At 55.9% G+C, this 13,968-nt stretch carries 11 protein-coding genes; 5 read left to right on the top strand and 6 right to left on the bottom strand.

The features are described 5' to 3' along the window. Positions 1 to 122: 122 nt before the first annotated feature. The gene (locus tag ABD971_RS08660; RefSeq protein WP_345321216.1) at positions 123 to 788 is read left to right on the top strand and encodes a toprim domain-containing protein; all 666 of its coding nucleotides are present in this window, start codon (positions 123 to 125) and stop codon (positions 786 to 788) included. Here ABD971_RS08660 and ABD971_RS08655 read toward each other — a convergent pair. The 3 genes from ABD971_RS08655 to ABD971_RS08645 form a co-directional block, all read right to left on the bottom strand. After that, positions 718 to 3,393 carry a hypothetical protein gene (locus ABD971_RS08655; RefSeq protein WP_345321214.1) on the bottom strand — a complete coding sequence of 892 codons (2,676 nt, stop codon included), beginning with the start codon at positions 3,391 to 3,393 and terminating at the stop codon, positions 718 to 720. The genes ABD971_RS08660 and ABD971_RS08655 overlap by 71 nt on opposite strands. A 6-nt stretch (positions 3,394 to 3,399) precedes the next feature. Beyond that, positions 3,400 to 3,777 carry a PEGA domain-containing protein gene (locus tag ABD971_RS08650; protein WP_339941983.1) on the bottom strand — a complete coding sequence of 126 codons (378 nt, stop codon included), beginning with the start codon at positions 3,775 to 3,777 and terminating at the stop codon, positions 3,400 to 3,402. A 370-nt stretch (positions 3,778 to 4,147) separates the two neighbouring features. Beyond that, positions 4,148 to 4,348, bottom strand: coding sequence for a hypothetical protein (locus ABD971_RS08645; protein WP_339941984.1), 201 nt, complete (start codon positions 4,346 to 4,348; stop codon positions 4,148 to 4,150). Between the two features lie 322 nt (positions 4,349 to 4,670). On the opposite strand from ABD971_RS08645, the gene ABD971_RS08640 reads away from it, so the two are divergent. The 3 genes from ABD971_RS08640 (at position 4,671) to ABD971_RS08630 (ending at position 8,496) form a co-directional block, all read left to right on the top strand. Continuing rightward, positions 4,671 to 5,219, top strand: a complete 549-nt coding sequence (locus tag ABD971_RS08640; protein WP_339941985.1) for a carboxymuconolactone decarboxylase family protein — start codon at positions 4,671 to 4,673, stop codon at positions 5,217 to 5,219. Between the two features lie 420 nt (positions 5,220 to 5,639). Then, positions 5,640 to 6,632, top strand: a complete 993-nt coding sequence (locus tag ABD971_RS08635) for a hypothetical protein (RefSeq protein ID WP_345321210.1) — start codon at positions 5,640 to 5,642, stop codon at positions 6,630 to 6,632. 25 nt (positions 6,633 to 6,657) lie between these two features. Continuing rightward, entirely contained in the window at positions 6,658 to 8,496 is a 1,839-nt protein-coding gene (locus ABD971_RS08630) for a hypothetical protein (RefSeq protein WP_345321208.1), read from the top strand. Positions 8,497 to 8,969: 473 nt separating this feature from the next. Here the strand turns inward: ABD971_RS08630 and ABD971_RS08625 are convergent, their stop codons facing one another. The 3 genes from ABD971_RS08625 to ABD971_RS08615 form a co-directional block, all read right to left on the bottom strand. Then, positions 8,970 to 9,140: a hypothetical protein gene (locus ABD971_RS08625; protein WP_339941988.1), complete on the bottom strand. Its 171-nt coding sequence runs from the start codon at positions 9,138 to 9,140 to the stop codon at positions 8,970 to 8,972. Positions 9,141 to 9,172: 32 nt separating this feature from the next. Beyond that, positions 9,173 to 10,681, bottom strand: coding sequence for a sulfatase family protein (locus ABD971_RS08620; RefSeq protein WP_345321206.1), 1,509 nt, complete (start codon positions 10,679 to 10,681; stop codon positions 9,173 to 9,175). Positions 10,682 to 10,829: 148 nt separating this feature from the next. After that, positions 10,830 to 11,495: a BON domain-containing protein gene (locus ABD971_RS08615; RefSeq protein WP_339941990.1), complete on the bottom strand. Its 666-nt coding sequence runs from the start codon at positions 11,493 to 11,495 to the stop codon at positions 10,830 to 10,832. Between the two features lie 471 nt (positions 11,496 to 11,966). On the opposite strand from ABD971_RS08615, the gene ABD971_RS08610 reads away from it, so the two are divergent. After that, a complete protein-coding gene (locus tag ABD971_RS08610; RefSeq protein WP_345321204.1) occupies positions 11,967 to 13,877 on the top strand; it encodes a hypothetical protein in 1,911 nt (636 codons plus the stop codon). The last annotated feature ends 91 nt before the right edge of the window (positions 13,878 to 13,968 follow it).

Genomic DNA, 13,968 nt, shown 5'->3' with positions numbered 1-13,968 from the left:
AAGTCGCGAAGAATTTCGTCCAGCCTTTCCCCCCGAAACTCTTGGCGAGTTTCGCTACCAAACAAGGGATCTTTAATAAGATCCCCCACGCACACCCCAATCTTTCTCGGGTCGAAAACACGATGTTTCCTCGCCAACCGATCAAACTTCACGATTCGCAGCAACACGGATTCGGTAGCGGAGCCGAATTGATCCTGGTCGAAGGTGATTCCGCATCACGCAGCGTCGCGCGGGCTCGCGACAGCTCGTTTCAAGCGGTATTGCCAATGCAGGGAAAACCAATGAACTCGCTGCGATCGAATCGCCGTACGATCGAACGAAATGAACTGTATGCCGCTTTGATCGATGCGATGGGCTCGGGAATCGAGGATTATTTCCATCTCGATTCGATACGGTATGAGCGTGTGGTTTTACTGTTCGATCCCGACGCCGATGGGATTCACTGTGGCGCGTTGATGATGATGTTCTTCTATCGCTGGATGCGACCGTTGCTGGAGTCCGGCCGCGTGTCGGTGGTGCGTGCGCCGATGTTCGAGATTTCAGCGCGGCGGTACAAAGATACGCTGTTGGCATACGGCGAAGAGCATTATCGGGTGATCCGCGAGCAGCTCGATGCGAAGGGAATCGAGGGCATCAAGATCAACCGCTTTCGCGGTCTAGCCAGTCTGAATGAGGACACCTTGCGGAAGACATGCTTGCACCCGAATACCCGTGCGGTCAGCGAGATGGGATTGCACGATGCCGAAGAAGCAATCCGGATTTTCTGCCCCAATATGTCAGCGTCGTGATCCAGGCGACGACCGCAGCGATGATCGCGGGAGACATCCACCACGGCCGGTACTCGAAGACGACTGTCCAGCGGCCCGCGGGAACGAGCACGCCTTGTTTTAAATAGTCAACGCGGTGAACCGTGACTGATTGTGATTTCCCCGAATCGAGCGAGACGAGTTTTGCATGCCAATGTCCATCTTGGTAGGTCGTTCGCTCGAGCAAGCAGGCGGCTGGCACCTCCAATTCAATTTCAAGTGAATCCGCAGTACCGTTTTTGATGACCCAATGGCTGCTCGGTGGGTCCGCTAGTTCATCGATCGGATTCACAGCGGACGATTCGCCGGTTCGGACATCCGCCACATAGACACCGGGCACGTGTTTCCCGCAGAGCACCTCGCGCAGCAGCGATTCAAAATCGTCGCGGCTTGCTTCGCGAACGTCTCGCTTTGACCACGCAAAGTGAACTTGCAGTTTGGGATGCGCCGCTGCTTGACTGATTTGGGTTTCGACAAGCTTCCAATCGGAAACGGGCCGCGGTTCTTCGGTCGCGTTCAGCGTTTGATCAATGCCTAGCCACTGTGACACCGCAGCCCAAAATTCAGCTCGCTCGTTCGCCGACATTGAACGCGTGACTTCGGCGGTCGATTTCCAAAACATCGCCATGGCTTGCGAGCGGATGGAGGTCATGTTGTTGAGCACATGACCACGATCAGCCAGATGCCAACGGCCGAACCACGCGATTTCCGAGCTCCATTCGACCTCGGTTAACCGATCCTCATCGCGGCTTTCGCGCCAATCACGTGGCCATCCTTTTCCGGTTCGCGTTCGCAGTGTCAACGTTTCCGCGTCTGCAACGGGCATGGGAATCGAACGAATCGCATCTCGGTTCGCAGAGACGCGTGCGATGTTGCCCGCTGCAAACATAGTGATGTCAACGGCGACAATCACGAGCAAATAGCGTGCGGTGTGAACGCGTGAAAAACGATTGCCGAAAAAACGGAATAGTCCCCATCCAAAACAGCCCAGTACGATGATCGAATGGACGATCGACCAGGAGACTTCGCGAAGACCACCGGCAATGTCCAGCGGCCCCCAAAAAGGATCGAACGGCAATGGGTCGGGGATTCCGATCCAACGACTTGGAATCGCTTGCAGCGTCATCACGATGACGAATGCGATAACCAGAATGCCCGCCAGCATCCCAACAGCACGACGCGTGGACGACGTATAGCGAGGCAAATGTTCAAGCCATTTCGCGGTCACCATGGACGCGGCGAATGCGGCGATCGGCAGCCACTTGGCTGGATAACGAAGCGAATCGTAGCCAGGCACGAAGTGGTAAAGCAGCCAATAAAGTCCTCCGGCGCCGCTGTCGGTCTGTGAAAGCGTCCCCGTTGCGTTTTGGATAAGCCAAACGACGCCAAAATGCCCAAAACAAACGAGCGTGGAGGCGATGGTGATGGCGAGCCAGAGGGTTATATCACGGTTACGCGTCAGAGCATTCCGGCGACTGACGATGTCATCACCCGTTGCGAACAACGTGCTGAGTAGCGCAATCGCGACCAGTAGTCCCATGTAGACCGACGGAGTCCAGATTCGGCCATCGCCGGGAATCAAACTGCTCAACCGGCGGTACTGCGGCAGCAAGCTGCCAAACGCATTGGGCGTAATGCACTCGGCAAGGTGCCAAGGGGCGACAGAGAACTGGTAAGCTTGACCGCGTCGTGACTGAGGCGACGGCGGGGCAAGCCAATTTGTATCGTCATCGCGGAGGACGCGGTCACTTTGAACGCTCCAGGAAACCGATGCGACAAGCTGAGGCAATGCAAGCAGCGACGCAAGCAGACAGCTCGCTAATACCGCACGCAATGTCGTTGATTGCTCCGCGATCACAACATTGTTTTCTGGCGTTGATTGATCCGCAATCACAACGCCTTCGTTTTTCACCGTTCGCCGTCCGGTCCGAGCGTTAGACCGCAGAGCGATCAACGACATTCCCCAACGACCGCAGGCCACCATCACCGCGACAATCACGACGTTGGCAACCGTTTGTGGATCCCCGGCCAAGATCATCATCGCCATCACGGCACCAGCCATCAGCACTCGCTGGGTTTGCGGGATTTGCCGTCGCTGAATCAGCGCCGACATCAACAGCGGTAACCAAGCGGCTCCGACCAAGAATGGCGGATTCGTATACAACACCAACACGCAGCCGGAAAGCGAATAGCTAAGCCCGGCAATCGTCGCAGTGATCTCGCTCGCCCCACTGCGTCGAGCGGCGTAGCGGGTCGTGATCGCTGAGAGGATCAAATGAATGACAACGTACCAGCCGACAGCCGCGTCGGTCTTGATCGGCAGCAGAAACAGGATCCAGCGGACGGGATAGAAAACGGCGGTCGTCGTTTCGCCGACCAACGGGATGCCGGTTTGGTCCAATGGGTTCCATAGCGGCAGCCATTCGCCGCGAGTGCGGTGACCGATGTAATCATACAGCGGCGTGTAGAAGTGGCCGACGTCGCGAAACGCGAGTCGGTCAACGCCGACCAGCACGGTAGCGAACAACAGCAGGATGATGCTGGGGGCGACGAGGCGGTCTAGTCCGCTAGCAGAGACGAGTTTCACAGTCGTCTATCGCGGTGCGTTAACCATGCCCGTTTGGGACTGAGTTCGCAGCGAATCGGCTCGCTCGACGATCTCGCCGGTCGGGGCGAGCGTCTTGGGCACCAATTCAACATCAATGATTCGTTCGTCACGCAGATCGCCTGGCCACAAAGTTTCCGAGATGAAATCGAGTCCTGGCATCTCGTACCAAGGAGGGTTGAAGCGACGTCGGATCGTTTCGGTTTTATAGCCTTCTTTTTCAATCCGGAATTCGCGAGTTCCATAATAAACGAAACTCGATGCCGCTGGGCTCGTGCCAATCACTTGATTGTCGACCGAAACCGTCGCCCCGGGCGGACTGGTGCGGACCGTCATTCGGCGACGAACACAGCCGACCGAAGGCAATGCTAGAATTGCAAAAAGGACAATCCATAACGAGTGCAGACGCGGAGCGCGGCTGCGATTCGCATGGAGGGATGGCGTCGATGGTGACAGACGAGTCGTTTGCAAGCTTTCGCTCTCGGCGCGGAAGTGGGGCTGGCGTACAAGAACCAATTGCCGTGTTAACAATTCCCCGGCAAGAAAATCTAGATCGATTTCCCCGCAATCCGCAATTTCACAAGCACAAAACGATCGCGATTCCACAAAACCTAGCTACCGTCGCCGGACAGTGGGATCTTCTTTGGGCAGCGGCACGGCGCGACCCCAATGCCAAATTAACGATTCCACGCTCTGGCAAGCGTAACTACAGCAAGATCGACTCAAAATGCTCGTCTTAACAGGCCCCGCTACCGGAATCCTTGTTCTTATCACGAAAGGTTCCGCAGCACGCCGAGGATTCAAGCAATCGTTCGACGTCTGCAGCGAGGTCGCGGTCCTCGATCGAGTGAAGAAACCAACGACGCTCGGTATCGACCATGCCTACCGCCTGATTGAATAGCGAGCGGATTTGTTCGTGACGGTCGCTGGGGGCCATGGCAAAGTCGGACCGGGAAAAAGGAAGTTGGGGAGTCGACGCAAAAAGGGGTGCAGGCTTCAAAAATCGGTTTCAAGACGCTTCGGAGCATGCCGCCTGCAGATGATATCTCGATTTCGCCGACGATCCTACTCCCTTTATCGCACATCCCTTTATCCCACAGTTAATAGCTATCGGACTGCGAGTATCAAAGGTAAAATTTGAGTCAGTAGGGTGTGGCGAAATCGGCGATTCGGCAGCGTTGAACGCAAATTTTCCAGTTCCCCGCAATACATTGGCTGCTTACGACACTTTGGCTGTTAAGGACAGAGGGTGATCCATTATGCAACGCTTCCCACTGAAGCACGAGGCTGACGCCCCCAAAGAGGTTGAGCAAATCTACCGCGACTTTCAGCTCGGAATGGGCTTTCCCGAGGTGCCGAATTTCATCCGTGTCCAAGGCACTTCACCTCGAATGTTGGCCGGGACGTGGGGACTCGTCAAAAATATACTGCTTGATGGGAATCTCCCTAGGTCGACGAAAGAACTGATCTTTGTGGCGATTGCCGTGGATCGCGAGTGCAATTATTGCCGCGATGCCCACACCGCGTGTTGCCGCATCCTTGGCGTCGAGGACCGCACGATCCGGGCAGTGATGGAAGGACTCAGCGAAGAACTGCCCGATCGCATTCGTCACATCCTGCAATTCGCGGTCAAATGTGCCGCTGGCCCTCATGAACTGCAGGACGATGATTTTGCCAGTCTGCGTCAGCAAGGCTTGGACAGCGAGCAAATCCTCGAAGTGATCGCAACCGCGTCCATGGCGGTTTATGCCATCATCATCGCGGATGCGACAATGCTCGATACGGACGCCATGTACGCATCAATTTAACGTCAAAACTCGTAAGTCCGTTCGGCGTATGTAGATGGCACCGGACTGCTAAAACTTTGCTGTTGTCATCGGATATTCGGGGTGAGTTTTTCTTGCGGTCTATTCTTGCAGTCTATTGCAGTCACCTCTCCACCGACGAAGCAGACTGCTGATTGAGTTAGCCGTTTTGGCGCTAACCACGGTTTCGTCACCATCCAACCGAGGCTAGCGCCCCAACGGCCAACGCAGGAGCGGTGATGTCGTGCTAAATCAGTAGACTCCGAAGTCGAACAAACGCCGACTTCCGCTCCCTTTTCCCAACGGAATTGACCTGACTTCCTGGGCAATTGCCTGCAATTTGAAAGGTCGTCCGATTACAATACAGGATCAAAATCGAAGCCCCTTCGTGAACGCCCGCAAAAAGCACCTCTCGACTCAGTGATGATGAACGCCAACGGAACGGAATCAGCCGCAGAGCGAACGGGAGACGAGCGATCGGCAGACGAACAGACGAGGCACGAACAAACAGCGGACCCGCGCGGCGCCGATCGAATGTTGGTCCTGGTTCTTCGTTTGGCCGCGATGCTCTGTTTCGCAGGCTGGACCTGGGTGCACTACTATTGGGAAGGCCCCTATGGAATCCTGCTCTGGCAAGACGCCACGTACGATTTCGCGAATCGATTAGGCATCAGTTGGGATGAGTTTGTCGGAACCGGCGCCGACGATGGCTGGCTGCAAACATGGATCGCTCGCATCACATGGCTGTACCTCGCGTGCACCGTGTTGACTTTGACAGTACGCTCGAAATCGTACTTCCAAATGGCGGGACTGGTCGGTGGCAGTGGATTGCTGGCTGTTTTGAGCTATGCAAAGTATGTCGCATCGCAGCATCAGGCACCGATGTTCATTGAGCACGGCGGGCAAATACTCGCTCCGGTGTTATTGGTGTTGGCGCTCCGCTTCGGAGCGCGTCATCGCATTACGGTTGCAACCGCGATGGTCGCGGTCGTGATGACGTTTGCAGGCCACGGTTGCTATGCGATCGGATGGTGGCCGACGCCCGGCAGCTTTTATGGAATGATTTCCGTTGCATTGGATGTTGAGTATGAAACCGCCAACATGATGCTGCGTTGCTTCGGCCTGCTCGACTTCGTCGTATGCGTGGCGATCTTCATTCCGCCGCTACGCCGGGTCGCAGCCGGTTACGCGGTGATTTGGGGATTCTTGACCGCGGTCGCTCGTCCCTTGGCTGGCATGTCGTGGAGTTTAAACTATTGGGGAGCCGACCAATTTCTGCACGAAACCATCCTGCGTGCGCCACATTTTCTGATCCCGCTTTATCTTGTTATCCTCTGGAGACGACCACGCAATGCAAACGACGCTGACACTAAACAAGTAAATCCATCCGCTCGAATCTCCCCAACAAACGACTAACCCATATCCCCCCTCAGGAAACATGATGAAGTTATTGAACCGTCTGACGCTATGCTGCTTAGCTCTGCTAGTGATTTGTGCCCCTGCGGTTGCCCAGCAGAAGCGTGCACGAAAGGGTGCTGATCTAAGCATCCCCAACGTCGAAAAAAAGGACCTCATTTGTTTCGCTTTGTATACGGTCCATGACAACACGTTGAAATTGACGGCCCAGTTGTATCCGTTGTCCGATAGCGATCCGAAAACGGTCCGTTTAGAAATCGAGAAGGATGGCAAGTGGACCGAGGTGGCTCGGACGAACGTCATCGAAGCGGGTTGGACCGCGCCATTTCGAGTCGAAAACTGGGACGATTCAAAGTCGTACAAGTACCGCGTCGCGCATGGCAGCGAAGCGTTCTATCAGGGCACGGTTCGCAAAAACCCGGTCGACAAAGACGAGATCGTCGTTGCGGGGTTTACCGGTAACTCGATTCAACCGGCGCACGGCGGCGATATCTCGCGACAAGACCTGATCGACAATGTCAACCGAGTCGACGCCGACGTGCTCTTCTTTTCCGGCGACCAAGTTTACGATCACAATCGACACTATGCGGCGTGGCTGAAATTCGGTCGCGACTTTGGTGACATCATCAAAGACCGTCCCACCATCTGTTTGCCAGACGACCACGATGTCGGCCAACCCAACCTGTGGGGCGAAAGTGGCAAGATCTCAACGCTCAGCGGAGCCGCCGACGGTGGTTATGCCAAGCCAGGTGTGTACGTCAAAGAAGTCGAGCGGGCGCAGACCAGCCATCTTCCCGATCCGGTGGATCCTCACAAAATCGGTCAGGGCATTGGCGTTTATTTCACCAACTTGAACTGGGGAAACATCGACTTCGCAATCCTCGAGGACCGCAAATTCAAAACGGGGCCCGCGGGTCGAGTGCCAAAGCAGGGGCCTCGTCCAGATCACATCCGCAACCCCGAGTATGATCCCGCCAGCGTCGACATCGACGGTGCGGTGTTGTTGGGTGAACGTCAGTTGAAGTTCATTGACGACTGGGCACAGGATTGGCGTGATGCCGATATGAAGGTCGCGCTGTCGCAAACCATTTTCTGTGGTGGTGCTCACATTCATGGGACGGCCAATGGACGACTACATGCCGACATGGACTCCAACGGCTGGCCTCAATCCGGCCGCAACCGGGCGCTCGCGGAGCTTCGTAAAGCGTTCGCGTTCCACTATGCAGGTGACCAGCACTTGGCCACCTTGTTTCATCACGGCATTGACGAACATCGCGACGCGATTTGGTCGTTCTGTGTGCCGTCGATCGCCAACCTTTATCTGCGTTGGTGGATGCCGCTTGAACCGGGAAAAAATCGCGAGCCGGGTGCTCCCGATTACACCGGTGACCAACTTGACGGTTTCGCCAACAAGGTTACGAACTATGCCGCAGCGAATCCGGAAGAAAAACCGGCTGGCAATCTGCTCAATACACGTGCGGCCGGTTTCGGCATCGTTCGTTTCAACACGAAAACTCGCGAAATCCGCATGGAATGCTGGCCGCGAAACGTCGACGTCACCGATCCAGCTGCGGAGCAATATCTCGGTTGGCCACGAACGATCTCCCAGTTCGACAACTACAACCCGCCATCCTGGGGCAAATTGGGTGAGCTGAGCTTCAATGTCGAAAACCCTGTGGTGCAACTGATCGATGCGACCAGCAACGAAGTGCTGTACACCGTCCGTGTCCCAGGCAAGACGTTCACTCCGGGAGCTCCCAAAGGAAAATCGTTTATTGTCAAAGCCGGCAAAGACGCCCCGACGGCCATCGTCGCCAACGGTGTCAAAGTGGGCAGCAAGCCGATCAAGGTAACGATCGACTGAGTGCAGCAGTTTCCAGTAGGGCCGGTCCCCACCGGCCGCCCTTGACGGGGCGATAGAGTCGGCCGGTAGGAACCGGCCCTTCGCGCTGTCGACGCGTCAATAGTTGACAGTGGATTCCCGCTCGATCCTATCCCGATGGGGATTTAAGACATTGGCCGTAGGTAAGCAAAGCGACACCTACGGAATTGAGAGTGCGAATTCGATTTCGACCCTGGAGGGGTCGCAGCCCGATTGCCTGTGACCCTATCAGGGTCAATTTCGAGGTTGGTTTAGGATTCCCGGTGGTGTTCGCTACGCTCAAACCACCGGCTAATTGCTAAAATCCCTATCGGGATGGGGCTAGAAGAGACATGAAGTAGGGCCGGTTCCCAGCGGCCGCCCTCAGTAGATCCGAGCCAACGACCAGGCCGTTAACCCTCAATTCATTGTTTTTCTTGTCTTCGAACGAAACCTTTTCCAATCCGATGATGGCGTCAGAAAGTCCAGCCGTTGGCTGGTTCGTCCTTTAACTCTTGCGATTCGTTGCGATCGAAGTCGTCCGAGAACACGAGCCTCCCGTAATCGTCGGCATTGGCACTGGATGCGGCCAACATCGCGAGCACTACCAACGTGGTGAGAGACCGCAGCTTGGTGAATGCCAGCATGAAACGATTAGTCCATGGATGGCGACATTGGTTCACTTGCCTTCGCGAGCCCATTGCTTGTACAGCTCGGAATTCTTGCGGTAGTTTTCTCGCGATGTCTCGTTCCGCGTCGATTGCATTTGGTCTTCAGTCTCGAGCACATAAACTTCGGGCGACTCAGGGCCCATGTCGCCAGTGTCCTCGATCCATTTACGCAAACGCTGGCGATGCCACGTCAGTGCTTTGGCATGCTGGGGATCCGCGGCAAGGTTCGTCGTCTGCCAAGGATCTTCGCCGTACAGGTACAATTCCTCGGCCGGACGCGTCGGGGAAAAGAGCAGCCGTTCGGACAACGCGGATAGCTTGCCAGCGGAATGTAGTTGCCGCAGTCGCATTAGGATCAGCTTTGCATCTTTGTACTCGCTCGGCATCAGAAGCGGCCGCTGCGGATAGAAGTTCTTGATGTACAGGTAGCGATCCGTGCGTACCGAACGAATGCGATCGGCCGCTTCACCACAGCGATCACGGGCCGCAAACACCGCCTGTTTGGGCTGATGATTTTCATCAAGGATGTCTTGCCCTTGCATCGTTGCCGGAATTTCGATGCCCGCTGCGGCTAACGAGAGTGCGGCGACGTCAATGTGCTCGACCAGATCGGTTCGCGTTTCGCCTCGGCCAACCCCCGGTCCGCGAATCACCAGTGGGATGTGAGTGCCCTCGTCATACAGAAACTGTTTGCCTCGCGCGTGGCTGATCCCATGATCGGTAAAGAAAACGACAAGCGTGTTTTCCAACAGCCCTTCGCTTTTCAGCCGATCAATGACACGTCCAACATGAGCGTCGGTGATTCTGACGCTGTCCAGATACGTCGACCAGTCGCGCAGTAGCACGGGGTCGCGAGGATAATGAGGCGGAAGCTCGACACTTTGCGGATCGGTGGCCTCGCCGAATTCCGCAACCATAAGTTTTTGGATCGCGTTGTATTTTGCTTCGGACGCCCCGCGAATTTTTCCGCCATGCAGCTGCACCTGCATAAAGAACGGTTGCCCTGATTCGCGTCCACTCCAATCATGCGAGTTGTAAATCGCTTTGTCCCAATTGAAGTTGTAATCGGTTTTGCCCATCCGATTGGTCGACGTCGGATTGCCGCTGGCGTCGTAGCCAGGCAAACCGCTGCCGATGCAGGTCCAGTAACCGGCCTGCTGAAAAGTCTCGGGGATCGGCTGCACTCCGTCGGGCAACACGATTTGATGTTCGCCACGGCCGCTGCGGTGGTGGTGAGCCCCAATCGACGTTTGGTACATCCCGGTAATCATTGCCGAGCGAAAGGTCGAACAGACTGGCGATGTCGCATAAGCTCGCGTGAATCGAAGTCCTTCTTGGGCCAACCGATCGACATGCGGCGTTTGGATCTTGGTCTCGCCATAACACGAGAAGTTGGCCGACATATCGTCGACCACGAACCACAGGATATTGGGACGATCCGCTGTGGCGGTCGTCGCAGTGGTGATCGACCAACCGAGAAAAATGGTGGCGAAGACGAGAGAGATTCGGTGAGGCATTGTTAACAAGAGTCGGGGGACTTGGGAGACAATCAAAAACTTGGACGTCGCTAAAACGCCGTGCGATTGTACCCGATGTTAACGGTGCCGATGGCATGCGTCGCGTTACCACGCGGCGCTGCCCGGCCTATTTCATGTTGTCGTGGGCTTATTCAAAAGAAGGCGACAGACTGATGCGGTTTTCGACGCTCTTGACGCCGGGTTCCAATCGCAGCAGTAGTTCGCTCATCCGCCGCTCTTTCTCGGTGCCCACGACCCCTTCGAGGATGGCGTTGCCGTCCTGGACCCGGATGTTCACGCCGGAGATCCGGCTTTGGCTTGGCAACGTGACCATTCGCTGCGTGGCGGACCGCTGGATTTGAGTGGATGTTCGCGGTGTGACTTCGATCGCCGAACGCAGCCGAGTGCGAATCACCGGTCGGGAAGACGTCGATGCGGCGGCGTTTCCAAACAGTCCGCCCAATCCGCCGAACCCACCAAAGCCTCCGCCCCCGCCACCAAAACCGCCCAAGCCTCCGAACCCGCCGGCCGAACCGATACCTGATGCCGCGCCGCCCAGATCGTTAAAACCGGCTCCCGTACTTGCGGTCGCTCCGACAGTCGAACCACGCTCGATTTGTGAAAATGCCTGGTCGGCATCCACCGCACCACCCCCTGTCGCCGTTCCTCCGCCGGTCGTGGTTCCCCCCGTCGTGCCGGTCCCGGTGTTCGTAGTGCCGGTGCCCGTGTTACCCGTCTGTAACTGCTGCGCCCAAATTGGCTGGCCCATGAGGACGATGGCAGCGGCGAAGAGCGAAAGGCGTAGATGCATCATGAAATCAGATCGTAGGAAATGGGGGTTCGTCGGGCGTGCCTACTAGCAAAGCACTCTGAAATGGGGGGCGAAATGGCTGTTTGCGGGCCTTCGCCGGTTGATACTGGATCTATTTTAGTTCGACAGTCCGCGGTTTTGTAGCTCGACGTACTGGAACTGGTTGAACTTTACCGCGGACAGAGGCATCACGATTTCGCAGTGGAACGACCGCAACCGCCTCCGGCGACATTAAATCATGCGATTTTCTTGCGATGCTCGCTCTATCGACGAGCCTATTGAACCGCCAAGCAGGCCGAAAGTTTCGGCGGCTGCCACTAGCGTCCTTGCTTAGCCGATATAATTTCCCTCGCAGCCCAAGACTTTAGCCTTTTGTTCGAATTAGTCGATAGTTTCGGATTCGGAGGCCACTTTGTGCCTGCGGTTTCGTCCACTCGTTTCCCTCCCTGACTTGCTTTCTGAAAGACCTTTGTCATGCCAATCGGTTTCCGTCGCTCTGCCCTTTGCCGCGGTTTTGTCAACGTTCGGATACTCGCATTGTTTTTGGTCGCCGCAGTTCCCGCTGCGGCATTGCCGTTGCCTGCGATGGCCAAAGAGAAAGCGGAGGTGCCGGGAGCCCCGCATCTGTTGCCCGAAGACACGCTGCTGTACGTGCGAGTGGACAACGCCGACGAATTTCGACAGAGCCTTCGCGACTCGTCGGTCGGACGAATGTTGGCGGATCCCAAACTAAAGCCGTTCGCCGGAGACATGTACAGCACTGCCGCCGAGCTGTTTGACAAGATCAGTAGCGAAGTCGGCGTGTCGCTTGACGAATTGTTGGCGATCCCGAGTGGCCAAGTTGCCGCGGCATTAATTCCCGGCACCTTGCCTGACGAAAATACAAACAGCGTCGATCAAGAAGAGGAACAGGATGATTCGCCGGATGCAATTCGTCGCCGCATCGAACGCAAGCGACGATCGCAGAATGCGTTAGCAGGACTGTTTATCGTCGAATCGGGGCAGCAGACAGATGACATGATGGCGATCGTCGATCAGATTGAGCAACGTTTGCTCGGTGCGGGATACGTTCGCCGCAACCGCACCCTCGATGCTGTCGAACTCGTCCGCTTGGTGCCACCGCGGCCGGGGCGACCGCAGGTAGAGTATTTCCAGCACCAACAGACGGTGGTTTTTGGCATCGGCTATCGGACGGCCGAGTCCGCACTGGAACATTGGCTTGAGAAAAGTGACGCACCGACGATGGCCGATAACGGACGGTTTGCCAATGTCATGTCACGCTGCGTGGGGGCCGAAGACAGTCGCCCGCAATTGACCTTTTTTGCGGATCCCTATCACCTGGTCGAGCGATTAGTCAAACGAGGCGGTGCCGCCGCGCTAGTGTGGCCGATGCTAGAACAACTCGGGATTAGCAAGATCCAAGGGGTGGGCGGCAGCACGTTTTCAGGTGGCGAGACGTTTGACGACATCAATCACCTGCATGTGCTGATCGATTCCCCACGTGACGGCTTCTTTGGAGTGTTGAGACCAGAAACGGTCGACATCGTGCCGCCAAACTGGGTCCCCTCGGATGTCACCGCTTACACCACACTGCAATGGGACTTTGACAAAACGTATGAAAATTTGAATAAGATCCTTGCTGTCTTTCAAGGCGAAGATCCATTGCCGCGATTGGTCGAACAACCGTTCCTCGAAGCGACTGGAATTGATATTCAACAGGATGTGCTCAGCAATCTGAGCGGACGTTATGTCAGCGTCACTTGGCTGGAGCAACCGGTGAAATTGAACAGCCAAATTACGGCGCGAGCATTCGAATTAAAAGATCCCGAAGCAGCTAAGGCGGTGATTGCAAAATTTCGCGAGAAACGCCCCGAAGCGTTATCGGTCGAAACCGTGGCGGGAACCGTGGTTTATGCTTCCACCCGCAATCGTCGAAACGTTCCCGCGGCACTGCGACAACCCGAGCCCAGTGTGGCGATCCTCGGTAATTGGTTGATTGTGGGTGATAGTCGCAATTTCATCACTCGCATGATTCAAGCCAATTCAGGATCGCTGGGGCGGTTGGTCGAAGTATCCGAGTTCGATTTGGTCGCCAGTGAATTGGGAGGCAAGCTGGATGGCGAAAAACCGTTTTTGGTCTCCTTTGTACGCGGCGCCGACTACTTTCGCCAATTGTATGAGTTGGCAAAATCAAAAGACTCGCGTCAATTTTTACGCAGCGTGGGAGAACGCAATGTCGTGGCCAAAAACTTTTCTAATCTGCTAAGCCGAAACGAATTGCCGCCGTACGAAGAGTTCGAGAAGTACTTTGCCCCCGGCGGCGTATTCGCCTACGACGAGTCCACCGGGATCCACTTTGGATCGTTCAACTTGAAACCGGAATAACAAGCGGTGGCACGAGCACGCCCCGTGCGTTAATGACCCGTGCGTTAATGACCCGTGCGTTAATGACCCGTGCGTTAATGACCCGTGCGTT

This window comes from Novipirellula rosea (genome assembly GCF_039541335.1).
GTDB classification, from domain to species: Bacteria; Planctomycetota; Planctomycetia; order Pirellulales; family Pirellulaceae; genus Novipirellula; species Novipirellula rosea.
This window is presented reverse-complemented; position numbering and strand designations above follow the sequence as displayed.

Excerpts from the sequence above, each read along its gene's own strand:
- ABD971_RS08660 (WP_345321216.1), top strand. The coding sequence starts at position 123 with ATGTTTCCTCGCCAACCGATCAAACTTCACGATTCGCAGCAACACGGA.
- ABD971_RS08645 (WP_339941984.1), bottom strand. The coding sequence starts at position 4,348 with ATGGCCCCCAGCGACCGTCACGAACAAATCCGCTCGCTATTCAATCAG.
- ABD971_RS08640 (WP_339941985.1), top strand. The coding sequence starts at position 4,671 with ATGCAACGCTTCCCACTGAAGCACGAGGCTGACGCCCCCAAAGAGGTT.
- ABD971_RS08635 (WP_345321210.1), top strand. The coding sequence starts at position 5,640 with ATGATGAACGCCAACGGAACGGAATCAGCCGCAGAGCGAACGGGAGAC.
- ABD971_RS08630 (WP_345321208.1), top strand. The coding sequence starts at position 6,658 with ATGAAGTTATTGAACCGTCTGACGCTATGCTGCTTAGCTCTGCTAGTG.
- ABD971_RS08625 (WP_339941988.1), bottom strand. The coding sequence starts at position 9,140 with ATGCTGGCATTCACCAAGCTGCGGTCTCTCACCACGTTGGTAGTGCTC.
- ABD971_RS08620 (WP_345321206.1), bottom strand. The coding sequence starts at position 10,681 with ATGCCTCACCGAATCTCTCTCGTCTTCGCCACCATTTTTCTCGGTTGG.
- ABD971_RS08615 (WP_339941990.1), bottom strand. The coding sequence starts at position 11,495 with ATGATGCATCTACGCCTTTCGCTCTTCGCCGCTGCCATCGTCCTCATG.
- ABD971_RS08610 (WP_345321204.1), top strand. The coding sequence starts at position 11,967 with ATGCCAATCGGTTTCCGTCGCTCTGCCCTTTGCCGCGGTTTTGTCAAC.